General features: G+C 70.6%; 20 protein-coding genes. 8 read left to right on the top strand and 12 right to left on the bottom strand.

Annotated elements, in window-relative coordinates:
- The first annotated feature begins 124 nt into the window (after positions 1-124).
- The 6 genes from ABZ851_RS07185 to ABZ851_RS07160 all read left to right on the top strand — a co-directional run bounded on the left by ABZ851_RS07185 (position 125) and on the right by ABZ851_RS07160 (position 5,396).
- On the top strand, positions 125-835 hold the full coding sequence (locus ABZ851_RS07185; RefSeq protein WP_361123796.1) for a DUF4383 domain-containing protein: 711 nt from the start codon (positions 125-127) through the stop codon (positions 833-835).
- Positions 836-1,099: 264 nt separating this feature from the next.
- The gene (locus ABZ851_RS07180) at positions 1,100-1,816 is read left to right on the top strand and encodes an FCD domain-containing protein (protein ID WP_361123262.1); all 717 of its coding nucleotides are present in this window, start codon (positions 1,100-1,102) and stop codon (positions 1,814-1,816) included.
- A gap of 189 nt (positions 1,817-2,005) precedes the next feature.
- Positions 2,006-3,151, top strand: a complete 1,146-nt coding sequence (dgoD, locus tag ABZ851_RS07175; protein ID WP_361123259.1) for a galactonate dehydratase — start codon at positions 2,006-2,008, stop codon at positions 3,149-3,151.
- A gap of 250 nt (positions 3,152-3,401) precedes the next feature.
- A complete protein-coding gene (locus ABZ851_RS07170; RefSeq protein ID WP_361123256.1) occupies positions 3,402-4,022 on the top strand; it encodes a bifunctional 4-hydroxy-2-oxoglutarate aldolase/2-dehydro-3-deoxy-phosphogluconate aldolase in 621 nt (206 codons plus the stop codon).
- Entirely contained in the window at positions 4,010-5,158 is a 1,149-nt protein-coding gene (locus ABZ851_RS07165) for a sugar kinase (protein WP_361123253.1), read from the top strand. Before ABZ851_RS07170 ends, ABZ851_RS07165 begins: the two co-directional genes overlap by 13 nt.
- Positions 5,159-5,183: 25 nt before the next feature.
- Positions 5,184-5,396, top strand: a complete 213-nt coding sequence (locus ABZ851_RS07160; protein ID WP_336052713.1) for a zinc ribbon domain-containing protein — start codon at positions 5,184-5,186, stop codon at positions 5,394-5,396.
- Between the two features lie 54 nt (positions 5,397-5,450).
- Here the strand turns inward: ABZ851_RS07160 and ABZ851_RS07155 are convergent, their stop codons facing one another.
- From ABZ851_RS07155 to ABZ851_RS07140, 4 genes are all read right to left on the bottom strand, one after another.
- Positions 5,451-6,113, bottom strand: a complete 663-nt coding sequence (locus tag ABZ851_RS07155) for an O-methyltransferase (protein WP_361123250.1) — start codon at positions 6,111-6,113, stop codon at positions 5,451-5,453.
- 146 nt (positions 6,114-6,259) lie between these two features.
- Positions 6,260-6,988 carry an HAD family hydrolase gene (locus ABZ851_RS07150; protein WP_361123793.1) on the bottom strand — a complete coding sequence of 243 codons (729 nt, stop codon included), beginning with the start codon at positions 6,986-6,988 and terminating at the stop codon, positions 6,260-6,262.
- Between the two features lie 122 nt (positions 6,989-7,110).
- Complete coding sequence (locus ABZ851_RS07145) at positions 7,111-9,612, bottom strand: phosphoribosyltransferase (protein WP_361123247.1); 2,502 nt, start codon at positions 9,610-9,612, stop codon at positions 7,111-7,113.
- 108 nt (positions 9,613-9,720) lie between these two features.
- Positions 9,721-10,893 (bottom strand): HpcH/HpaI aldolase/citrate lyase family protein, encoded by a 1,173-nt coding sequence (locus tag ABZ851_RS07140; RefSeq protein WP_361123244.1) that lies wholly within the window; start codon positions 10,891-10,893, stop codon positions 9,721-9,723.
- Between the two features lie 217 nt (positions 10,894-11,110).
- On the opposite strand from ABZ851_RS07140, the gene ABZ851_RS07135 reads away from it, so the two are divergent.
- Positions 11,111-12,304, top strand: coding sequence for a TerD family protein (locus tag ABZ851_RS07135; RefSeq protein ID WP_361123241.1), 1,194 nt, complete (start codon positions 11,111-11,113; stop codon positions 12,302-12,304).
- Positions 12,305-12,512: 208 nt separating this feature from the next.
- Here the strand turns inward: ABZ851_RS07135 and ABZ851_RS07130 are convergent, their stop codons facing one another.
- The 6 genes from ABZ851_RS07130 to ABZ851_RS07105 all read right to left on the bottom strand — a co-directional run bounded on the left by ABZ851_RS07130 (position 12,513) and on the right by ABZ851_RS07105 (position 17,130).
- Entirely contained in the window at positions 12,513-13,256 is a 744-nt protein-coding gene (locus ABZ851_RS07130) for a Tellurium resistance (protein WP_311626142.1), read from the bottom strand.
- 99 nt (positions 13,257-13,355) lie between these two features.
- Positions 13,356-14,492, bottom strand: coding sequence for a DUF475 domain-containing protein (locus ABZ851_RS07125; RefSeq protein WP_361123238.1), 1,137 nt, complete (start codon positions 14,490-14,492; stop codon positions 13,356-13,358).
- A gap of 53 nt (positions 14,493-14,545) precedes the next feature.
- The gene (locus ABZ851_RS07120) at positions 14,546-15,121 is read right to left on the bottom strand and encodes a TerD family protein (protein ID WP_336052720.1); all 576 of its coding nucleotides are present in this window, start codon (positions 15,119-15,121) and stop codon (positions 14,546-14,548) included.
- 213 nt (positions 15,122-15,334) lie between these two features.
- Positions 15,335-15,910, bottom strand: coding sequence for a TerD family protein (locus ABZ851_RS07115; RefSeq protein ID WP_086721103.1), 576 nt, complete (start codon positions 15,908-15,910; stop codon positions 15,335-15,337).
- 182 nt (positions 15,911-16,092) lie between these two features.
- Positions 16,093-16,551 (bottom strand): peroxiredoxin, encoded by a 459-nt coding sequence (locus ABZ851_RS07110; protein WP_033268712.1) that lies wholly within the window; start codon positions 16,549-16,551, stop codon positions 16,093-16,095.
- Between the two features lie 147 nt (positions 16,552-16,698).
- Positions 16,699-17,130 carry a DUF3052 domain-containing protein gene (locus ABZ851_RS07105; RefSeq protein WP_030081424.1) on the bottom strand — a complete coding sequence of 144 codons (432 nt, stop codon included), beginning with the start codon at positions 17,128-17,130 and terminating at the stop codon, positions 16,699-16,701.
- 516 nt (positions 17,131-17,646) lie between these two features.
- On the opposite strand from ABZ851_RS07105, the gene aceE reads away from it, so the two are divergent.
- On the top strand, positions 17,647-20,379 hold the full coding sequence (aceE, locus tag ABZ851_RS07100; protein ID WP_311626145.1) for a pyruvate dehydrogenase (acetyl-transferring), homodimeric type: 2,733 nt from the start codon (positions 17,647-17,649) through the stop codon (positions 20,377-20,379).
- A 129-nt stretch (positions 20,380-20,508) separates the two neighbouring features.
- Here the strand turns inward: aceE and ABZ851_RS07095 are convergent, their stop codons facing one another.
- Together ABZ851_RS07095 and ABZ851_RS07090 are read right to left on the bottom strand one after the other, a co-directional pair.
- On the bottom strand, positions 20,509-20,928 hold the full coding sequence (locus ABZ851_RS07095; protein WP_361123232.1) for a peptidase inhibitor family I36 protein: 420 nt from the start codon (positions 20,926-20,928) through the stop codon (positions 20,509-20,511).
- Positions 20,929-21,439: 511 nt separating this feature from the next.
- Positions 21,440-23,041 (bottom strand): MFS transporter, encoded by a 1,602-nt coding sequence (locus ABZ851_RS07090; RefSeq protein ID WP_361123229.1) that lies wholly within the window; start codon positions 23,039-23,041, stop codon positions 21,440-21,442.
- Positions 23,042-23,084 lie beyond the last annotated feature (43 nt).

The raw sequence follows: 23,084 nt of genomic DNA, 5'->3' as shown, positions 1-23,084 counted from the left end.
CGGCACACCTGCGCGAAGGAGGCCGGAGATGGCTACTGGGGCTACTGGCCAGACCCTGCACGGGCCCTCGAACCCCTTTCACCGGACGAAGACGCAGCACACCCGGCTCGATGAGCATCTGCCCGTGGACCACCGGCTCAGCAAGGTCTACCGCATCGGCGCGGGGCTGATGGGCCTGGTGCTGATCGCTTTCGGCATCCTCGGGCTGACCCACCACATCGGCTTCTTCGACACCGGCGGCGACACCGTTGCCGGGCTGAACACCAACGGCTCCCTGAGCATCCTCTCCATCGTCGTCGGCGCGATCCTCGTCGCCGGGATGGTGATCGGCGGGAACTTCGCCTCGACCCTCAATATCGTGTTCGGCGTCCTCTTCCTCCTGAGCGGCTTTGTGAACCTGGCGCTGCTGGAAACCGGCGCGAACTTCCTCGCCTTCCGGCTCCAGAACGTTCTCTTCAGCTTTGTGGTCGGGCTGATGCTGCTGGTATTCGGGATGTACGGACGGGTCAGCGGCGGCCTCTCGCACGACAATCCGTACTGGCGCGCCCGGCACCCGGAGGAAGCGGAACGGTTCGACCGCGGCCAGCTGCGTCCGGTCTCCGGCATGACCGCCGCACGGCAGGCGGCGCGGGTCAATGTCCAAGGCGCCTCGCATGCCGGGCGCGGTTCGTTCGGCGCCGGCACCAGCGGGAGCAGATCCCGCAGGGGCGTGGGTACGGGCACGGAAACGGGTACTGCCTCCTCCGGTACCAGGGGTGTGGGTGCGGGCTCCGGCACCCGCACGAGCTCCGGCGGCACCGGCACGGACGCCGGTACGGCCGGCAAGAGGCCCTGAGCCGGGGCGAGGAGAGAGACGTCAGGGCGTACCGAGGTGGGAATGGGGTGCTCGGTACGCCCTGACGGCTGATGGCGGGAACCGGGCGGCAGGGCAGGTGCGCTGTGCCGTCCGAGCGGTGGGCATGCGGGCAGGCCGGCAAGCGCGGGGGGGGCAGCAGTGGTGGGCGGGGCGGAAGTGGGCCGGCCGACGGCGGCCCGGCGGCACCGCGTGGGTTGCGGGGGGGGGCAGGTCGGCGGACACGGGGAGAGCAGGGAGCACACGATGAGCCGTTCGGAGCACACCGCCTCCTCCGCCGGCGGGCACGGCGGGCACGGGGTGCAGCACGAGGCGGTCGAAGCGCTCGCCGGGCGGATCGTCGAGGGCACTTACGGTGAGGGCGACAGCCTCGTGCTGCCGGAGGTGATGGCGCAGCTGGACGTGACCCAGACCGTGCTGCGGGAGGCGGTCAAGGTGCTGACCATGAAGGGCCTCCTCGATGCCGACAAGGAGCGGGGCACGTTCGTCCGCCCCCGGGCGGACTGGAACCTGCTGGACCCGGACGTCCTGCGCTGGAAGCTCGCGGCCGGTGTCTCGTCCGATTTCTTCGCCGATGTGCTCGAACTGCGCCGTTCCATCGAGCCCGCGGCGGCCGCGCTCGCCGCGGAGCGCCGCACGGATGAGGATCTGGCGGCACTGGACACCGCGCTCGGTGCGATGGCCACGACCGACACCGATCCGGCACTGCGCATCCGCGCCGATGCGTCGTTCCACACGGCGATGCTGATCGCCTCGAACAATCGCTTCTACGCGCAGATGCACCGGGTGATCGTGCCGGTGATCGTCCAGCGCGACCGGGCCGTGCTCGCCGCGGACGGCGTGTCCGAAAATCCTCATGCGGCCCATGCCGCGGTGGTCGAGGCCGTACGGAGCCGGGACGTCGACGGGGCCTATATGGCGATGCTCGAACTGCTCGATCTGTCGGCGCGGGAGCATCCGTAGGGGCTGACGCGGGAGCATCCGTAGGGGCTGACGCGGGGGCATCCGTAGGGGCTGACGCGGTGCATTCGCAGAGGCCGGGTGACGCGGGGGCATCCGCAGGGGCCGGGGCGGGAAGTCGTCGGTCCGGTAGAGCGGACTCCGCCCGTGTGCGGGGCGCCGCCCCGCACCCCGACAGGACGGAGCCGGTCCATGAAGATCAGCCGCATCGAGACGTTCCTGGCGCCACCGCGCTGGCTGTTCGTCCGGGTGGAGACCGATGAGGGCGTCGTCGGCTGGGGCGAGCCGGTGGTCGAAGGGCGGGCCGAGCCGGTACGGGCGGCGGTGGAGGTGCTGTCCGAATACCTTCTGGGCCGGGATCCGGCGCGCATCGAGGACCACTGGCAGGTCATGACCAAAGGCGGCTTCTACCGCGGCGGGCCCGTCCTGTCGTCCGCCGTCGCCGGCCTGGACCAGGCGTTGTGGGACATCAAGGGGAAGCGGCACGGTGTCCCCGTCCACCAGCTGCTGGGCGGACCGGTCCGCGAGAAGATCCGCGCCTACGCCTGGGTGGGCGGCGACGAGCCGCACGCCGTCCGCGACGCGGTCACCGCCCAGATCGAGGCGGGCTTCACCGCCGTCAAGATGAACGGCTGCGGCCGGATGACGCCGGTGGCCACCCCCGCCGAGGTACGAGCATGCCTGCTGCGCGCCGAGACCGCCCGCGAAGTCCTCGGCGACGCACGGGACTTCGGCCTCGACTTCCACGGCCGGGTCTCGCCCGCCAACGCCCGCAGACTCCTCCCCCTGCTGGCCGACTACGCCCCGATGTTCGTCGAGGAGCCCGTCCTCTCCGACTACCCGCACGCCCTCCCCGGCCTCGTCAACGCCTCCAACATCCCCCTCGCACTCGGTGAACGTCTCTTCACCCGGCGAGAGTTCCTGGCTCCCCTCCAAGCCGGCGTCGCGATCCTCCAGCCCGATATCTCGCATGCGGGCGGCATCTCCGAGCTGCGCCGGATCGCCGCGCTCGCGGAGGTGTACGGGGCACAGCTCGCCCCGCACTGCCCGCTCGGTCCGGTCGCGCTCGCCGCCAGCCTCCAAGTCGCCTTCACCACCCCGAACTTCCTCATCCAGGAGCAGTCCCTCGGGATCCACTACCACCGGGGCGCCGAGCTGCTGGATTATGTGGCGGATCCGGAGCCGTTCCGCTTCCACGGGGGGTCACTGCTGCGGACCGACCGCCCCGGGCTCGGTGTGGAGGTGGACGAGGCCGCGGTGCGGGCGGCGGATGAGCGGGGTCACGCCTGGCGGAACCCCGTGTGGCGCCATGAGGACGGGTCGTTCGCCGAATGGTGAGGGGAAGTAGCCGCCTGCCCCGGCGCATCCGGCACACGCGGCAGGCACGGCACGGCACGGCACGCACAGCAGACACGGCAGCCACGGCAGGCACAGCACATCCGCCGCATCCACCACACCCGGTTCATCCGGCACGCCCGGTACACCTGCCGGTGCGGCCCGGAATAATCGAGGGTGTCACTCGCGCGCCCGAACGACCCAGCCGCGCAGTCACCCACGCGGCGGGGTGCAGGAGAAAGCAGGAAACGCCATGGACCTCAGCACAGCGCTCCGGACCGAGCGACTGCTCGCCATCATCCGGGGCAGAGATGCCGAGGCGTCCTTCCGTACCGTCATGGCGCTTGTGGAGGCGGGTCTTGTGCTGATCGAGATCTCGCTGAGCGGGAAGGACGCCCTCACCGTGATCCGGCGGGCGCGCGCCGAGCTGGGCGACGCGGCCTGGCTCGGCGCCGGCACCGTCCTGACCGCACCGGACGCCCGCCGCGCCGCCGAAGCCGGGGCGAATCTCATCGTCACCCCCGGCCTCGGGGCCGGCCTGGAGGAGTCCGTACGCCAGGGGCTGCCGACGCTCGCCGGGGTGATGACGCCGTCCGAGGTGATCGCGGCGGACGCGCTGGGCGTCTCGGCCCTGAAGCTGTTCCCGGCCTCGGCCGGCGGACCAGCGTATCTGCAGGCGCTGCGTGCGCCCTTCCCCGAGCTGCCGTTCGTGCCGGTCGGAGGCGTGGACGCCGCCGCCGCGCAGGAGTACTTCGCCGCCGGGGCGGTGGCGGTGGGTGTCGGCTCGCCGCTGGTCGGGGACGCGGCGGACGGCGGTGACCTGGACGGGCTGCGCAAGCGCGCGGCGGAGTTCAGGGCGGTGTGCGCACGATGACGGGGCAGTCGGCTGCGGGGGGCGGCGAAGCCCAGCGGGACGGGGACGATCACGATCACGGGGACGCGTACGGACAAAGGGGCGGGGACGCGCAGCGCGGGGGCGGCGCCGGTGCCCGCGCCGGGACCACCGCCCGGGGCCGTCCACGGCCTCCCCGGCAACCGGGCCGTCCGGACGTCTTCACCTTCGGCGAGACCATGGTCGCGCTACGCGGCAGCGGCCCGCTGAAGCTCGGCGGCACGATGCGGGTCTCCATCGCCGGAGCGGAGAGCAATGTCGCGATCGGGCTGGCCCGGCTCGGGCACGAGGTCCACTGGGCGGGTGCGGTCGGTGCGGACGAGGCCGGGGAGCTGGTGCTGCGTACGCTGCGCGCCGAGGGCGTCGAGGTGTCCGGTGCCTCGGCCGACCCGGGTGCCCCGACCGGGCTGCTCCTCTTCGAGCCGCGGCTGCCCGACGTCACCCGGGTGCACTACTACCGTGCGGGATCGGCTGGCTCGCGGCTCACGGCCGACGCGATCGAGCGCGCCTTCCGTGCCGCCCCGCCCCGCGTTCTGCACCTGACGGGCATCACCCCGGCCCTGAGCCCCACGGCTCGCTCGGCAGCTCTGCACTCCCTGAGACTGGCCCGCGAGTACGGCTCTTCGGTCTGCCTCGATGTGAACTTCCGCGCCCGGCTGTGGACGGCCGAGGAGGCCGCCGCGGTCCTGGGTGAGTGGATCCCCTCCGTGGATCTCCTCATCGCCTCCGATGACGAGCTTCCGCTGTGCCTGCCGCCCCGGGAGGGCAACGGTGGCTCCGCCGCCGGCATCGCGTCCCAGGCCGGGCGGCTGCGGGAGCTGGGCGTCGGCGAGGTCGTGGTCAAACTCGGCGCGCAGGGGGCAACGGCCTTCACCCACGACGGCTCCCTGCACCGGTCCGCCAAGGCCGTACGGGCCGTCGATGCCGTGGGGACCGGCGACGCCTTCGTGGCGGGCTACCTGTCGGCGCTGCTGGACGGTGACGGGCCGGCCGCACGCCTGGAGCGGGCCGTCACCACGGGAGCGTTCGCGGTCGCGTCCCTTGGCGACTGGGAGGGCGCGCCGGCCCGTGCGGAGCTGGGCATGCTGGGCGCGCCGCCCGGCACCGTCGTCCGCTGAGCGGCGGCGCGGTTAATCTGTGCCCATGCCTCGTTACGAATACCGGTGCCGCCCCTGCGGCTCCACCTTCGAGCTGAACCGGCCGATGGCCGAGTCCTCCGCCCCGGCCGTGTGCCCCGAGGGCCACGAGGACACCGTGAAGCTCCTCTCCGCGGTCGCCGTCGGCGGCTCCGCGGCCGCTGCCGCCCCGCAAGGCGGTGGCGGCGGCTGCTGCGGGGGCGGTTGCTGCGGCGGCTAGTACGGACGGCAACCACGGGGCTGGGGCCCGGCGGCTCCTTCTTGCGTGCCGGGGTCACGCCTTCTTGCGTGCCAGGGTCACGCCGTCCGCCACCGTGAGAATGACCGCCTCCATACGGGAGTCCGCCACGACGTGGTCGTTGAAGGCCCTGATCGCCAGGGCCGACCCGGTCGCCGCCGGGTCGGCGACCTCCCCGTGGTACAGGACGTTGTCCGCCACGATCAGGCCGCCCGGCCGCAGCCGGGGCACCAGCTCCTCCCAGTACGCGATGTAGCCGCCCTTGTCCGCGTCGAGGTAGGCGAGATCGATATGCGGTTCGGCCGGCATCGCCCGCAGCGTCTCCAGCGCGGGCGCGATCCGCAGCTCGACGCGGTCCCCGACACCGGCCTTCTCCCATGCCTCCCGGCCGTACGCCGTCCACTCCTCGGAGATGTCACAGGCGATCAGCGTGCCGTCCGCGGGCAGCGCCTGGGCCATGGACAGCGCCGAAAACCCGGTGAACGTGCCCACCTCGACGACATGCCGAGCCCCGGTCAGCCGCACCAGGAACGCCAGCAGGGGCCCCTGTTCCTCCGCTGACTGCATCCCCGCCGCCTCGGGGAACTGCTGCCGGGTGAGCTCCACGATGTCCCGCTGCGCGGCGTTCAACGGTGGGTTGTGGGCGAGGACGTACTCGTACATCTCCGCCGTGATCGGCGTGCTCTTGGACTCGGTCACTGGCTCTCCCCTGGGTCAAGGATCGCGGTCTCGGGCGATCACCGGACGATGCAGCCAACCGCCTCGGCGAGACTAACCGAGCCACCCCCTTCACCCACCGCTTTGCGCTCGCTCCCTCCCCTCGTGCCTCCCTTCTCTCCCCGGTCTCACCCGCGAAGGAAGGCCCGCACGATTTCCTCGCCCGCGGCGACGCCCCGTTCGTCGAGTGCCGTGACATGGGGGGCGTGCCAGCCGGAGTCCGCCAGTTCGCCGTGTCCGGGCCGCCATGCACGGTCCGCGGCCAGCAGCAGGTCGGCGTCGAGGAGGGAGTCGCCGGCCGCGAGGACCTGGGACGCCCCGGTGCGGCGGGCCACTTCCGCCACGGCTGCGCTCTTGGTCAGCGGCCGCGGCACGGCGTAGACCTTGCGGCCCTGCAGGGACACGGTCCAGCCGCGTTCGTCCGCCCAGCCGGTCAGGTCCTTCACCCAGGTGTCGGGCAGCAACTGTCGCTCCACGACGAGATAGGCGAAAAGGTCCTCGGCCACGCGTTCCTTGCGCAGCCAGGCCGGGTCGGCGGTGCGGACCAGGTGCGCGCGGATCTCGTCCAGGGGTGCGCACTGCGCGGAGAGGCGCCCGGCGACGGTGCGCTGCCAGTCCCGGTCGGACTCGCCCCGTGCGAGCAGACGGCCGCCGTTGGCGCAGACGGCGAACTCGGGGACGGGCCCGGGGAGGTGGATGCGGCCGTACTGCTCGGGGGTGCGGGTGGTGGCCGGGACGAAGGTGGTGGTGGCGGCCAGTTCGGCGAGCAGGGCGGCGGCCGTCTCCGTCATGTAGGACAGCGGCTTGCGCTCATAGGTCTCGACGCACAGGAGCCGCGGAGCCTCGGCGTCCGGCATGGCCAGGCCCAGGGCGGCGGCCGAATAGATCAGTGTGCGGTCGAGGTCGCTGGCGACCAGAAGAGGGCCAGCGCGCAGCGCTTCCGGGGAAGGGTGGTGGTGGGCGAGGGGCCGGCCGCTCATCAGGAGGCCACCGCCTTGCCGTCGGCGCCCGTGGCCCCACGGGTGAAGCGGGGGTGGATCAACCCCACACAGGTATAGGGCAATTCGCCCACCTCTTCGACCGGCACGCCCCGTTGTTCCGCCAGGAGGCGCACATGGTCGAGATCGGCCCCGGCTCCCCGCCGGGCCAGGATCTTCCAGGGGACCCGGCGCAGCAGGACGCGTGTGGTCTCGCCGACACCGGGCTTCACGAGATTGACGTCGTGGATGCCGTACTCCTCGCTGATCCGCTCGACGGCCGCCCAGCCCTCCCAGGTGGGGGTCCGGTCGGCGGCGGCCAGCTCCTTCACCTCCGCCGCGACCTCCGCGGCCACGTCGTCGAAACGGGCGGTGACCGCGTCCAGGAACGCGTGCGACACATCGGCCGCCGCCAGGTCGCGGTAGAACTTCGCGCCGTGGAAGTCGTCCGGCCCCACGAGGTCGTCGCGCAGGACGGTGCGGGATATGAGGCCGGAGACGGTGGAGTTGAGGCAGGCGGACGGGATGAGGAAGTCGTCCCTGGTGCCATAGGTCTCGACGCAGCCGCCGGGGTCGGCGAGCACGGCGATCCGCGGATCGAAGCCCGGGAAGTCCGCCAGGGCCTGGGCGAGTTCGCGGGTGATGGCGCCCTTGCCGGTCCAGCCGTCCACGAAGACGACATCCGCCGGATCGTGACGGTCGGCCAGCCAGCGCAGCGCGGTGGTGTCGATGCCCCGGCCGCGGACGATCGAGAGGGTGTAGTGGGGCAGCTCCACGCCGTGGGTGTGCAGCGCCCAGCGGCGCATCAGCACCCCGACGGGGGTGCCGGCCCGTGCCAGCGACACCAGCACGGGACGAGGGCCGCGTTCGGCGAGCACGGTCCCGGTGACGGTCCCGACCGCCCGGGCGATCCGGCTCGCTGAGGTTAGCAGGGCGCTGTGGAACAGCTCCTGGTACCGCTCGCTCGGCTGGTATTCGACCGGCAGCGACTCGGCGTAGTGAGCTCCGCCGCGCTGAATCGCCTCCTCGCGTTCCTCGGTCGGCGCTTCCAGGGTGACGTCGGAGAGGTCCTGCAGCAGCCAGCCGACCTCGTCAGCGGTGTAGGAGGAGAAGGCGGGGCCGCGCAGCGGCTCGGGGAGGGCCAGGGAACGGGCCTGCGGTGCGGGATGAGGGTTGGGCCCTGGCTGCGACTGCGGCTGCGGCTGCGGCTGCGGGGCGTACGAGGGAATGACGGCGAGCAGCAGCCGGCCGGTGTGCTCGGCGAGCCGGTGCAGCAGACCGTCGGTGGCGTGCAGTTCCGGGCGGTCCCCGTGCGAGTCCACGACGGCCACGATGGCGTCGAAGCCGCGTTCCGGGCCGGCACCGGCCGCCACGTTGTAGGCGTACCGCTCCCCCGGTCCGTCGGCCGGGCTGTCGTGAGCGGGGAAGGACAGCCGGGTCCGTATCGCGTATCCGGGGTCGTCGACGGCGAGCACCGGCGACCGGGTGGTGGTGGAGAAGAAGACCTGCGGCGCCGGCCCGGCGCCGCGTGCCTCCCCGGCCAGGAGGGTGTCCAGGGCCTCGGCCATCCGCAGCGGCGCGTACATCAACTCCTCGTTGCCGAGGACGAGGATGCGGCGGGCGCCGTCCAGTTGCCGGGCGATCCGGGTCGCCATAGGGGGCAGCGCGGCCTCCAGCCGGGCGCGGTGCGCCGGTGTGAAGCCGTGCCGGCCGCCGTCCGGCAGCCCGGCGGGCCAGTCGAGACCGACCCGTACGACGTCCGCGCCGGGCGCCGCCGGGGTGTCCGCGGCCGCCCGCGCCGCAAGGCCCTCCTGCGCGGCGACGAGTTCCTGTCCGCGGGTCAGGACGTCCGTGGGAAGGTCCACGCCCCCCGAGGCCAGTGCCACGAGGTCGACGCGGGCGCCCAGTTCCGCCGCGAACTTCTCCAGGTGGCCGCGATCCGCCTCGGAGCGCATGTCGACCAGGGCGACGACCACGTACCGCTCGCGCGGGAAGTGCGCATGCAGCGCGGTGATCGTGTTCAGGACCGTCCGGCCGGTGGAGAACTCGTCGTCGACGAGCACAAGCGGCCCGTCCCCGGCGAGGAGTGCACGGTCCTCCGGGAGCAGCAGATGCGAGGTGGCGTGGCTGTGCTCCTCCTCGAACCCGCCCACCTGCGCCACGCCCGCGACCGGCCGGCGGGTGGAGTGCAGATACGGCGCGAGCGCCAGGCCGTCGGCCACCGAATGCCCCAGGCCGGTGGCGGTTTCGGCGTAGCCGAGGACGACGGAGCGGGCAGCGGCCTCGTCGCCCAGCAGCTTCCGCACCCGGCGCCCCAGTCCGACGCCTGCGCCATGGACCACACCCGGCCGCTGGGGCACGTGCTTGCCGAGCACGTTCGACACGAGCAAATGGGCCCGCTTGGGGTTACGCCGCAGCGCCAGCCCCAGCAGTTCCGGCAGTTCGTCCCCGCCGCTCAGCGAGACCCCGAGCCGGCCGGCGACCCATTCTCCCGTCCAGACCACGTGTTCCGTCTCCTCCGTCGTACCGTTCAGCTGTTTCCCGCAGGTCACGCCTGCTCATGTCTGTTCATGTCTGCTCAGTTCCGTTCACGCCGGCCCACGCCCGCTCGCTCACGTCTGCGGCAGGCTCGCCGTCAGCAGCTCCACGAAGCCGATGCCTTCCCGGGCCACCCCGAACGCCTCGGCGCGCAGCAGGGTCCGCTCGGCCCAGGCGCGATGCGGCTTCACCTCGTTCATCTTGTTCGTGTACGAGGAGCGCAGCACCCCGCCGTCGCCCTGCTCGGGCCGCAGGATGTCGACCGCGTCGCTGAACTCCTCGTGGCTGACGACCGAGAGGGCGTGCACCGGCGCGACATGCGAGGGGTGGATGCAGGTCTTGCCCTGCAGACCGTTCGCGCGGTCGAGTTCGATCTCCCGCAGCAGGCCGTCCATGTCGTGCTCGATCAGGGCCGTGCGCAGCTCCTCGGCGCGTCCGAGGAACGGGCTGCGGCGCAGCTGCGGCTTGAACATCCGCTCCTGCAGCCGGAAGTACTCCCACACCGGGCCGGTGACCGTGAAGCCCGTGCCGTCCGCCCGCCCCAGCACATTCACCACGTCGGCGATCACGGAGGCGACGATCTGGACGTCGTAGGCCGTCATGTCGGGGGCTCTGCGCAGGCCGTAGGCGGAGCAGAAGTCCGTGACGCCGAGCCGCAGGGCAAGCACCCGGTCCCGGTATTTGTCCACGGTCCGGGCGATGCCCGCAAGGGTGTCGGCGCGGCTCTCCAGATGCAGCAGCTCCGGCGACTCCAGTACCGGCATCACGAACAGCCGCCGGGCGCGGTCGCCCTCGGCCTCGTTCAGCGCCTCCAGGAACGGGATGCCACGCTCCTCGGTGAACTTCGGAAGTACGAATCCGGACAGCCTGTGCACGGCAGGGCCCATCCGGCGGACCAGATCCGGTATTTGGCCGGGGGCGCGGACGCGGATGAACAGCAGGGGGAGATCGGCGCCCGCGGTGGCCGCCTCGTCGAGAAGGCCGAGCTGCCGCACCAGGTTCTCCTCCCCGGCCTCGACGTCCCCGTCGCCTATGGAGTCCTCGAGGCACAGGACCATGGAGGTCACGCCACACGCGGCCTGCTTGAGGACATCGGCGGCGAGTCGCGGACGGGTGGCGGGGCTGTAGAGCGTCGCCCCCAGGGCGACCGCGAGCGTGCGGGCCGGAGAGCCGGCGGTGAACTCCACCGGCTCCTGGTGGAACAGTGCCTTCCGGATGTCGGGCGGAAGGTACCCAAAATGACGCATACAACTCCCCGTCTCCCTGCGGGATCCGGCATCCCCGCTGCGTCTCGCTGTCTGGATCCAGCCGGTAATCGTACGTGTGTGGGGGCACGGTTAGTTCCCGCGTGCAGGAAAATCACCTAACCCCCACGAGGCGCCCGGGTATCCGCTGCCGCGCCCCGGGAACGGCTCGCGGCCCCCCGCGTTGTCGCTGCGACCTCCGGGAAGGCAGGATTGCGGCATGACGCACGCGATGCTGAAAGGGTCGAACGTACCCCTCGATGCCACGGCGGTCCGGGCCGTCCTGCGCTGGACCCCCGGCGCCGGTGTCCCCGATGTCGATGCCTCGGCCCTGCTGGTGGGACCCGAGGGGCGTGTGAACTCCGACGAGGACTTCGTCTTCTACAACCAGCCACGGCACCCCAGCGGTCTGGTGCGGCACCTGCCCAAGACCCGGCTCGCGGAGAGCCTGACCGACACCATCGAGGCGGATCTGTCGGCGCTGGACGCGTCGGTGGACCGGGTCGTGCTGGCCGCGTCGTCGGACGGTGGCGCGTTCGCGGGCGTCACGGACCTGCGGGTCGTGCTGTACGACGCGGCGCAGAGCGACGGCGAGCCGATCGCGGTCTTCGATGTGGTGCCCGAGACGGGCGAGGAAACGGCCCTGATCTGCGGGGAGTTGTACCGGCGGGCCGACAGCTGGAAATTCCGCGCCCTGGGGCAGGGGTACGAGAGCGGGCTGGTCGGCCTGGCGACGGAGTTCGGGATCTCGGTGGAGGAGAACGAAGCCGCCGCCGACGCTCCGCCGGCTTCAAAAGCCCCGGTGTCGGCACCTCCCGGCCCGGAGCCGGCGGCGACCACCGCCCCGGCCCCCGGGAGTGAGTCCGGCCCGTCCGGCGACCCGACCGTTGCCGCCCCCGACCCGTCCGGCGACCCGACCGTTGCCGCCACGGCCGCCCCCGGCCCGGCGGTGACCGGCCCCGCCGCCTCCGCCGCGACCCCGCCGCCCAGCACCTGGCCCGAGGAGGCCTCCGGCCCCCCGTCCGCGGCGGACCCCCAGGCAGCTTCGGCATCGGACCCGGAGGCGGTCACCCAGCATGTGCCGGACGCCATGCCGGAGCCCCTTTCGTCCGCACCGCTGCCCCCACCACCCACCGTGGCGCCCCAGCCGCCGGGAACGTCCCCCACGGGCGGCGGCTACGGCTATCCGCAGAACGTTCCGCCACCGCCGGCGCAGCCCCCGGCCCAGCCCGCCTACGGCTACCCGGGACCGCCGCCCCAGTACCAGCCGCAGCAGCCGCCGTCCCCGTACGGCGCTCCGCACCCGACGCAGCATCCGCCGGCCTCGACGTACGGCTACCCGGTACAGCAGCCCTTCGTGCCGGACCCGTCCTTCGTCCTGCCGCCCCAGGGCCCGCAGTTCCAGCGCCGTTAGGGAGGCCGGGCGGAGGCCCCCGGCGGCGGGGGCACGGCACGGACGGGTAGCCGGGGGCACGGACGGACGTGAGGCCGCGGGGACGCGGCACGGACGAATAGCCGTGGGGACGCGGCGCGGACCGGCGGCCGCGGGGGCCGGAGCCGGAACCAGCGGCGCGCCGCACCGGCGGCGGGCCGCACCGGCGGCGGGCCGCGGCGTGCCCGGCTCAGGCGTTCGTCTTGTAGCCCCGCCCCCACTGCAGCCCCCAGCCGTACAGCCGGTCGAGCTCCGCCTGGAAGCCGTAGACGTACTTCACCTCGCGGCGCACCGTCAGCTCGCCCTTGACGTTCTCCAGCATGAAGACGGCGCAGGAGCGCGCCTGTGGCGCCCGCTCGTCCAGCTTGACCTCCAGCCGCGGTCCGCTGCTCGGATAGAGCGTCACCACCGCATGCGTACGGTCGAAGGCCGGTGTGCCGTCGTAGATGTAGACGAAGATCAGCATGCGCTTGATCTCGTCGCGGTGGTCCAGGTTGATGTACAGCGTCTCGCCGGATCCCGAACCGAAGCGGTCGTCACCGCTGAGCTTGACGAAGGGCGCCCCGTTGAGATCGCCCAGGAAGTTTCCCAGTGGCTGCACCACGCCCCGGGTGCCGTCCGTGAGCTCGTACAGACAGGCCAGGTCCAGGTCGACATTCACCACGGCCGGCCCCTGCGCCTGCACTATCTCGGGCTTGAACAGTTTGCCCGGATGCCGCAGCAGGCCGCCCCTGCCCTGCCCGCTCCGCTCGTGCAGGTCCGAGGGCCGCATCTGCCAGTGCAGATTGACCCGCAGATGTCCGGTGGCCGCCCCCTGCTTGGTCAGGGAGACGGCCGGATTGCGTTTCGTCAGCTCGACGACGTACGACGCTCCGCCGCTGTCGAAGTCGAACTTCGCGGCGCCACCGCGCCACAGATTCCCCAGGAACGACACTCTGCCCACCCCATAGCTCGGCCCCACATCACTGCGGGGCGGCCCGAGGTCCGCACCTCGCAGCCGCCCCGCAGAGAGCGTTCCTCAATCAGCGTCGCGTCACACGCGGTGCGCGACTTCCGACGGTGCCCCGGAGGAATCTCCCGGCTTGCCCTCACGTCGGTTCCGGACCAAGGACGAGGCGAAGGAGAGACCGATCAGCGCGACGCCCACCAGGCCGGTGACGACCTCGGGGATCTCGTACTTGATCGTGGCGAGCAGGATGACGGCCAGCGCGCCGATCGCGTAGTGGGCGCCGTGCTCCAGGTAGACGTAGTCGTCCAGGGTCCCCTTGCGGACCAGGAAGACGGTCAGCGAGCGGATGTACATCGCGCCGATGCCCAGGCCCAGCGCCATCATGAAGATGTCGTTGGTGATGGCGAAGGAGCTGATGACGCCGTCGAAGGAGAAGGACGCGTCGATCACCTCGAGGTAGAGGAACATGAAGAACGCGGCCTTGCCGCCCAGGCCCACGGCCGCGCCGGTGCCCTTCTTCGCGGGAGCCGCCGCGGCCCCCTCGTCGTCCTCGTCGTCCTCGTCGTCCTCTTCGAGCTTGTCCTCGAAGTAGCCGGAGATGCCGCCGACGACGAGATAGGTGATCATGCCCGCGACGCCGGACAGCAGGACCGTGGCGCTCTTGTCACCGGCGCCGTGCGCGGCGTCGGTGGCCACCGTCATCGCGCTCACCAGCAGGACGACCAGCGCGATGATGACCGACAGCATGTCGAGCTTGCCCATCTTGGCCATGGGCTTCTCGATCCAGGAAAGCCACTTGTAGTCGCGCTCCTCGAATATGAAGTCGAGGAAGATCATCAGCAGGAAGATTCCGCCGAAGGCCGCGATGGCCGGGTGCGCGCTGGTGACCAGTTCCTGGTATTGCGCCTTGTCATTGATGGCGAGGTTGACCGCCTCGATCGGTCCCAGCTTCGCGGTGATCGCGACAATGACGACCGGGAACACCAGCCGCATGCCGAACACCGCGATGAGGATGCCGACGGTAAGGAAGATCTTCTGCCAGAAGGCGTTCATCTTGCGCAGGATGCCTGCGTTGATCACGGCATTGTCGAACGAGAGCGAGATCTCCAGGACGGACAGGATCCCGACGATCGCGAGCCCCTGCCACCCCCAGAGCACGCCCGCCAAGGCGAGGCCTATCACCGTGATGGCGAACGACCAGCCAAAGGTTTTCAGGAGCACTGCCTACCCAATCCCTCGCTGTATGGGGTCCCCCGCGCGCAGCGCGCGGCGCTTTACGAAACGTTGACCCCGAAGTCTAGAGCGATGCCCCGCAGACCCGACGCGTACCCCTGTCCCACCGCCCGGAACTTCCATTCCTCGTTGTGGCGGTACACCTCGCCGAAGATCATCGCGGTTTCGGCGGAGGCGTCCTCGCTGAGGTCGTAACGGGCGAGTTCGCTGCCGTCGGCCTGATTGACGATCCGGATAAAGGCATTGCTGACCTGGCCGAAGCTCTGGCCGCGCGCCTCGGCCTCATGGATCGAGACCGGAAAAACGATCTTGTCGACCTGTTCGGGCACCAGCGAGAGATCCACGAGGACCGACTCGTCGTCGCCCTCTCCCTCGCCGGTGAGATTGTCCCCGGTGTGCTCGACGGAGCCCTCGGGGCTCTTGAGGTTGTTGTAAAAGACGAAGTACTCGTCCCCCAGCACCCGGCCCGACCGGCACAGCAGCGCGCTGGCGTCGAGGTCGAAGGGTGCCCCGGTCGTGGACCGTGCGTCCCAGCCGAGGCCGACCATGATCTGCGTGAGATTCGGAGCGGCCTTGGAAAGGGAGACATTTCCCCCCTTGGCGAGCGTGACGCTCATCGTGCGCTTCCTCCCCTGTGTCCGTGCGGGCCGTGTGCGGCGCGGCCCGTGTCCCTTGCACGTCCGGCGCCGCACTCCCCGGGCGGGGCGTACGGCGCCGGTCGCGGTCACTCCTGGCCCGGCAGCCCCTGTGGTGGTGCTGCCCGGTTTGGACGTCGACGGTCGGATGACGGATCCCGTCGGATCCCCACGGGTCCCGTCGGCTCCGGTCGGTCAGACGTTGACGCCGAAATCCTGCGCGATGCCGCGCAGACCCGAGGCGTAGCCCTGGCCGATGGCCCGGAACTTCCACTCGGCGCCGTTGCGGTACAGCTCGCCGAAGACCATGGCGGTCTCGGTCGAGGCGTCCTCGCTCAGGTCGTAGCGCGCCAGCTCGTTGTTGTCGGCCTGGTTGACCACGCGGATGAAGGCGTTGCGGACCTGGCCGAAGCTCTGCTGGCGGGTCTCGGCGTCGTAGATCGACACCGGGAAGACGATCTTGGAGACATCGGCCGGCACCGCAGCCAGATTCACCTTGATCTGCTCGTCGTCGCCCTCGCCCTCACCGGTGATGTTGTCACCGGTGTGCTCGACCGAACCGTCCGGGCTCTTCAGGTTGTTGAAGAACACGAAGTTCTGGTCGTTGGCCACCTTGCCCTGGTCGTTCGTCAGCAGGGCGCTGGCGTCCAGGTCGAAGTCCGTACCGGTGGTCGTACGCGCGTCCCAGCCCAGACCGACGACGACGGCGGTCAGATTGGGGGCTTCCTTCGTCAGCGAGACGTTGCCGCCCTTGCTGAGGCTGACTCCCACGAGTCCTCCCATAGATTCGAGGGGTACGTAAAGATTGCGCCCCCATCGTGCATGGCATCGGATCAACGAATTGATCCTAGTGACCGGTTCCCACCGATTGCAGATATCGCACCTGGATCAGTGCGGATTCGGTCCGGTGGGCGCAGGAGGCACGAGGGGGGCGCCGGGGAGAGTGCGCCGCCTCAGAGGGTGTCGAGCGCCTTGACGTACTCGTTCAGGTCACGGGCGTCGGGCAGGCCGTTGACGACCGTCCAGCGCACCACGCCCTCCTTGTCGATGATGAAGGTGCCGCGCACCGCGCAGCCCTTCTCCTCGTCGAAGACGCCGTACGCCCGCGAGGCCTCGCCGTGCGGCCAGAAGTCCGACAACAGCGGGTACTCCAGCCCCTCCTGCTCGGCGAAGACGCGCAGCGAGAACGGGGAGTCGTTGGAGACCGCCAGCAGCTGGACGTCGTCGTTGACGAACTTCGGCAGCTCGTCACGGAGCGCACAGAGCTCGCCGGTGCAGACGCCGGTGAAGGCGAAGGGGTAGAAGAGGAGGACGACGGCCTTCTCGCCGCGGAAGTCGGAGAGCTTGACCAGCTCGCCGTGCTGGTTCTTCAGCTCGAAATCCGGAGCCTTCGTGCCGACCTCGATCGCCATGGGGTGGTTCCCTTCCGCTCACGCTCAACAGGACGCGGCCAACCCTACGCGCCGCGGCGCACGTCCGGGGAACCCGTCCTGAACAGGGCCGAGCCCCCTCCGGAACAGGCGGAGGGGGCTCGGTGGCGGATGGTGAGACCGTGCGGCTCAGCGCTTGCCGGCCTTGGGCGTGACCAGTCGGCTGCCTGCCCAGTCCTTGCCCGCGTTGATGCTCTTGGTCTGGGACAGACCCGCGGTCTGCGCGGCCTCATTGATGTCGCTGGGCTCGACGTAGCCGTCACGGCCGGTCTTCGGGGTCAGCAGCCAGATCTGCCCGCCCTCGTCGATCAGCCCGATGGCGTCCACCAGCGCGTCCGTGAGGTCGCCGTCCTCGTCGCGGAACCACAGCAGCACGACGTCACACACGTCGTCGTAGTCCTCGTCGACGAGATCCTGGCCGATCACGGTCTCAATGCCTTCGCGGAGATCCTGATCGACGTCGTCGTCGTAGCCGATCTCCTGGACCACCTGTCCGGGCTCGAACCCCAGCCTGGCGGCAGGGTTGGTCCGCTCCTCCGCGTGGTCCGCGGTCGCGCTCACGGATTGCCTCCTGTCATGTTTCGGAAATGCTCGGGGACCCCGCGCGTGCGCGGAGCATTGGGCGTAGTCCACACGGGCCGGGCGGATCGCGCAAGTACCCGGCGGTCCAGACCGCCGAAACGGTGACGTTTCGAGGCGTCTCGCCGCAAGCACGACCCCCGCGGGCCAGGCTGTAGTGATTCACGCCACAGCTTTCTGTGAAGTTTATCGGGTACTTGCGCGGGACTGGTCCCTTCGGGGGGCGGCGGCCGATCACGGGCCCGGTTCCGGGGCCCGCACGTCCGTACGCGAAGCACTTTCGACATGGGCGTATGGTTGCGATTTGGCCGACCCGAGAAATCGGCCTTTTCAGCGCCATCTCTCTACGGATGGGTTACCCATCGGTAGAGGTGACGTATCCCAGTGGCTCGGTACACGATGGAAGACGGCGCGACACCAAGGCAGCGACAGCATTCGTCCCGTGCACCGCAGCAATCACTTGCAGAGCACGAAACGAACCGAACACGAAGGAACAGCGTGGCTTCCGGATCCGATCGAAACCCGATCATCATTGGCGGCCTTCCCAGCCAGGTCCCGGACTTCGATCCCGAAGAGACCCAGGAATGGCTCGACTCGCTCGACGCGGCCGTCGACGAGCGGGGCCGGGAACGTGCCCGCTACCTCATGCTCCGCCTGATCGAGCGCGCGCGCGAGAAGCGGGTGGCCGTGCCCGAGATGCGCAGCTCGGACTACGTGAACACCATCGCGACCAAGGACGAGCCGTTCTTCCCGGGCAACGAGGAGATCGAGCGCAAGGTCCTGAACGCGACCCGGTGGAACGCCGCGGTCATGGTCTCGCGTGCCCAGCGCCCGGGCATCGGCGTCGGCGGGCACATCGCCACCTTCGCCTCCTCCGCCTCCCTCTACGACGTGGGCTTCAACCACTTCTTCCGGGGCAAGGACGAGGGCGACGGCGGCGACCAGATCTTCTTCCAGGGCCACGCCTCGCCCGGTGTCTACGCCCGCGCCTTCCTCCTGGACCGGCTGTCCGAGGCCCAGCTCGACGCCTTCCGGCAGGAGAAGTCCAAGGCCCCCAACGGCCTGTCCAGCTACCCGCACCCGCGGCTGATGCCGGACTTCTGGGAGTTCCCGACCGTCTCGATGGGCCTCGGCCCGCTCGGCGCGATCTACCAGGCACGGATGAACCGCTACATGGAGGCGCGCGGCATCGCCGACACCTCCAAGTCGCACGTCTGGGCCTACCTCGGCGACGGCGAGATGGACGAGCCCGAGTCGCTCGGCCAGCTGTCCATCGCCGCCCGTGAGGGCCTGGACAACCTGACCTTCGTCGTCAACTGCAACCTGCAGCGCCTCGACGGCCCGGTCCGCGGCAACGGCAAGATCATGCAGGAGCTGGAGTCGCAGTTCCGCGGCGCCGGCTGGAACGTCATCAAGCTGGTGTGGGACCGCAGCTGGGACCCGCTGCTCGCGCAGGACCGCGACGGCATCCTGGTCAACAAGCTCAACAGCACGCCCGACGGTCAGTTCCAGACGTACGCCACCGAGACCGGTGCGTACATCCGCGAGCACTTCTTCGGCGACGACCAGCGGCTGCGCGCGATGGTCGAGAACATGACCGACGACCAGATCCTGCACCTGGGCCGCGGCGGTCACGACCACAAGAAGATCTACGCGGCGTATGCGGCGGCCAAGGCCCACAAGGGCCAGCCGACGGTGATCCTCGCGCAGACCGTCAAGGGCTGGACGCTCGGCCCGAACTTCGAGGGCCGCAACGCGACCCACCAGATGAAGAAGCTGACGGTCGACGACCTCAAGGGCTTCCGCGACCGGCTGCACCTGCCGATCCCGGACAAGGACCTGGAGGACGGCCTGCCGCCGTACTACCACCCGGGCCGGAACTCCGAAGAGATCCAGTACATGCACGACCGCCGCAAGGGCCTGGGGGGCTATGTACCCACCCGTGTCGTGCGCGCGGAGCCGCTGAAGCTGCCGGACGACAAGGCCTACGCGGGCGCCAAGAAGGGCTCGGGACAGCAGAAGATCGCCACGACCATGGCGTTCGTGCGTGTCCTGAAGGACCTCATGCGGGACAAGGAGATCGGCAAGCGCTTCGTGCCGATCGCGCCCGACGAGTACCGCACCTTCGGCATGGACGCGTTCTTCCCGTCGGCCAAGATCTACAACCCGCTTGGCCAGCAGTACGAGTCGGTCGACCGCGAACTGCTCCTCGCGTACAAGGAGTCGCCGACCGGCCAGATGCTGCACGACGGCATCACCGAGGCGGGCTGCACCGCTTCCCTGATCGCGGCGGGCTCCGCCTATGCCACCCACGGCGAGCCGCTGATCCCGGTCTATGTCTTCTACTCGATGTTCGGGTTCCAGCGCACCGGCGACCAGTTCTGGCAGATGGCCGACCAGCTCGCGCGCGGCTTCGTGCTCGGCGCGACCGCGGGCCGCACGACGCTGACCGGTGAGGGTCTGCAGCACGCCGACGGCCACTCCCAGCTGCTGGCCTCGACCAACCCGGCCTGTGTCTCCTACGACCCGGCCTACGGCTACGAGATCGCGCACATCGTCAAGGACGGTCTGCGGCGGATGTACGGCGAGAACGCCGAGGACATCTTCTACTACCTGACCGTCTACAACGAGCCGATCCAGCACCCGGCGGAGCCGTCCGACGTCGACGTCGAGGGCATCCTCAAGGGTCTGCACCGCATCAAGGCGGGCGAGAAGGGCGAGCACGCGGCCCGGATCCTCGCCTCGGGTGTCGCGGTGCCGTGGGCCGTCGAGGCCCAGCAGATCCTCGCGGACGAGTGGAACGTCAAGGCCGATGTCTGGTCGGCGACCTCCTGGAACGAGCTGCGCCGCGACGCGGTGGAGATCGAGGAGCACAACCTCCTGCACCCGGAGGAGGAGCAGCGCGTCCCGTACGTGACGCAGAAGCTCCAGGGTGCCGAGGGCCCGACGATCGCGGTCTCGGACTGGATGCGGGCGGTCCCCGACCAGATCGCGCGCTGGGTTCCCGGCACGTACCAGTCGCTGGGCGCCGACGGCTTCGGCTTCGCGGACACCCGTGGCGCGGCCCGTCGCTTCTTCCACATCGACGCGCAGTCCATCGTCCTCGGCGTGCTCACCGAGCTCGCCAAGGAGGGCAAGGTCGACCGGTCGCTGCTGAAGCAGGCGATCGACCGCTACCAGCTCCTGGACGTCACGGCCGCCGAGGCCGGGGAGGCCGGCGGCGACGCCTGACCTCTCTGCGGCGGACCGCCGCACCGCTCCCACCGCGCCCCCCGACCAGCGTTCCTCGCCGGCCGGGGGGCGCTGTGGTGCGGACGCGGGGTACCGGTGCGCAGGGCGGGTGCGGCGGCGTGGCAATGGTCAGCGTTCCCATACCTTGAACGCCCTTACCTGATACGGGGACCGGGGCACCCAGCTGCCACCGCCCGGGTAGGTGTCGAACTCGGCGGTCTCCGCGCATTCCTCGCTCTGGTAGGTGGTCACCGGCCGGCCGGTCCGGTTGGCGAGCGCGGCGGCGCTGGTTCCCTTGGGCAGCGGGGTGCAGCTCTCGATATCGGTGTCGGACAGCTCGTAGGCCCGCCGGGTGCCGCCGAAGTCCGCCTTCGGCCACAGGCACAGCTGTCCTGCCGCGCAGGAGCCCGAGGCGGCACCGGCACGGCCGCCGGGGGCCGCGTGGGCAACCGGGATGCCGAGGGCCGGCGGGACGGCGAGGGCGGCGGTGAGCGCGGCGAGGCCGGTGAGGAGCGCGGTGGTGTGGGACGTACGCAGACGCAGACGCATAGGAATCTCTCCCCCGTGAAGTACGACGATGGTGTGTGCCGTGGGCGGGTGGCCCGCGGCGGGTGCTGCGGTGTCGAGCTTCGCGAGGGCGCGGCGCGGTTGCCAAGGCCCTGGCGGCACGGCCACCCGGATCAGGGATGTGGACAGCCGGAACGGCCCGGCGCGGTGCCTTCGGTGCACGGCGTTGACGTGGGAGGGACCGGCGGGGTGGGAGTGCGGAAACCGTTCGTCCCCTGGCCGGCCGGAGTCCGGGAGGCGGCTGACGTCCCGGAGGAGGCCGGTGGCCGGTCCGGTTCCCCGGCCGGCTCATCCGGATGAGGGATTCGGCCCGCCGGCAGGGGCCAACTCCCGCCCGGCACATGACGGGAGGGGCCGGGCGAGGGCCGGGGAGGCCGGTTGACGCCCGCCGTTGACGACGGCACGCGGACACCGCACAGGCAGCACGCAACGGCGCGCGGCCGGCCGAGGACGAGCCTCGTGCCTGCCGCGCGCCGTGCGCCGGGGTGCGGGGTCAGATGTGGCCGACCCCGGCTCCCGCCTCGGCGTTCGCGCCGCGCTTGGTGAAGACGGCGACGAGGGCGGCGACGACCGCCACGCCACAGGCGACGGTGAAGGCCAGGCCCATGCCGGACACGAAGGTGTCGTGCGCGACGGAAACGATCTTCTGGGCGAACGCCGGCGGGGTGCCCTTCGGGACCGGGGCGATGCCGGCCGAGACCGCGTCGGACAGCTGGGACGCCTGCCCGGGCGGGACCGGCGGGAGGCCGGCCGACTTCCAGTTGCCCGGGAGCTCGTTGTCGACACGGGAGGCCATCACCGCGCCGAGCACGGCCGTGCCGAGGCTGCCGCCGACCTGCATCGCGGCCTGCTGGAGGCCGCCGGCGACGCCGGAGAGCTCCAGCGGGGCGTTGCCGACGATGACCTCGGTGGCGCCCACCATGACGGGCGCGAGGCCCAGGCCGAGCAGCGCGAACCAGAGGGACATCGGGCCGGTGGTGCTGTCCGTGTCAAGACCGGACATGCCGTACATGGCGACGGCGGTGAGGACCATGCCGCCGACCAGCGGGATGCGCGGGCCGAGCTTGGTGATCAGGGCGCCGGCGAGCGGCGAGCCGACGATCATCATGCCCGTGAGCGGGAGGAGGTGCAGTCCGCTGTCCACGGGGGTCATGCCGTGGACGTTCTGCAGATAGAACGTCACGAAGAACAGGCCGCCCATGAAGGCGAAGGCCATCAGCACCATCAGGACCGTGCCGGCGGTCAGCGGCAGGGAGCGGAACATCCGCAGCGGGATGAGCGGTTCGCGGACCTTGGTCTCCAGGACGGCGAACAGCGCGAAGAGGACCACCGAGGCGATCAGGAAGCCCCAGGTCTTCATGTCGCCCCAGCCCCATTCCGACGCCTTGATCAGCGGCCAGATGAGGCAGAACATCGCTCCGGAGAGCAGCACGATGCCCGGGATGTCGAACGAGCGCGGGGCGTTCACCGCACGGTGGTCCTTGAGGATCACCAGGCCGAGGACCAGCGCCAGCACACCGACCGGGACGTTGATGAAGAACACGGACTGCCAGTTGACGTGCTCGACCAGCAGTCCGCCGACTATCGGCCCGCCCGCGGTGGAGGCGCCGATGACCATGCCCCAGATGCCGATCGCCATGTTGAGCTTCTCGGCCGGGAAGGTGGCGCGCAGCAGCCCCAGCGCGGCGGGCATCAGCAGCGCGCCGAACAGGCCTTGCAGCACGCGGAAGGTGATGACCAGCGCGACCTCGTGGGAGAACCCGATGGCGCCGGAGGCGGCGGCGAAGCCGAGGATGCCGACGAGGAAGGTCTGGCGGTGGCCGAAGCGGTCGCCGAGCTTGCCGGCCGTGATCAGCGAGACGGCCAGCGCGAGCATGTAGCCGTTGGTGATCCACTGCACGTCGGCGAGCGACGCACCGAGGTCTTTCTTGATGGCCGGGTTGGCGATGGCGACGATCGTGCCGTCCAGGGCGACCATCATGACGCCGATCGCGACGGAGAAGAGGGTCAGCCACGGATGGCCGCGCAGCCCCTTCGAGGGCTCTGGTGCGGGAAGGTCCGGCGCAGCGACGGCGACCGGCGTCTGAGAACTCATACGACGAGGCTAATGACAGCCACTGACAGTTGACAAAGCAAAT

This window comes from Streptomyces sp. NPDC047049, from assembly GCF_040643995.1.
Classification (GTDB): Bacteria; Actinomycetota; Actinomycetes; order Streptomycetales; family Streptomycetaceae; genus Streptomyces; species Streptomyces mooreae.
This window is presented reverse-complemented; position numbering and strand designations above follow the sequence as displayed.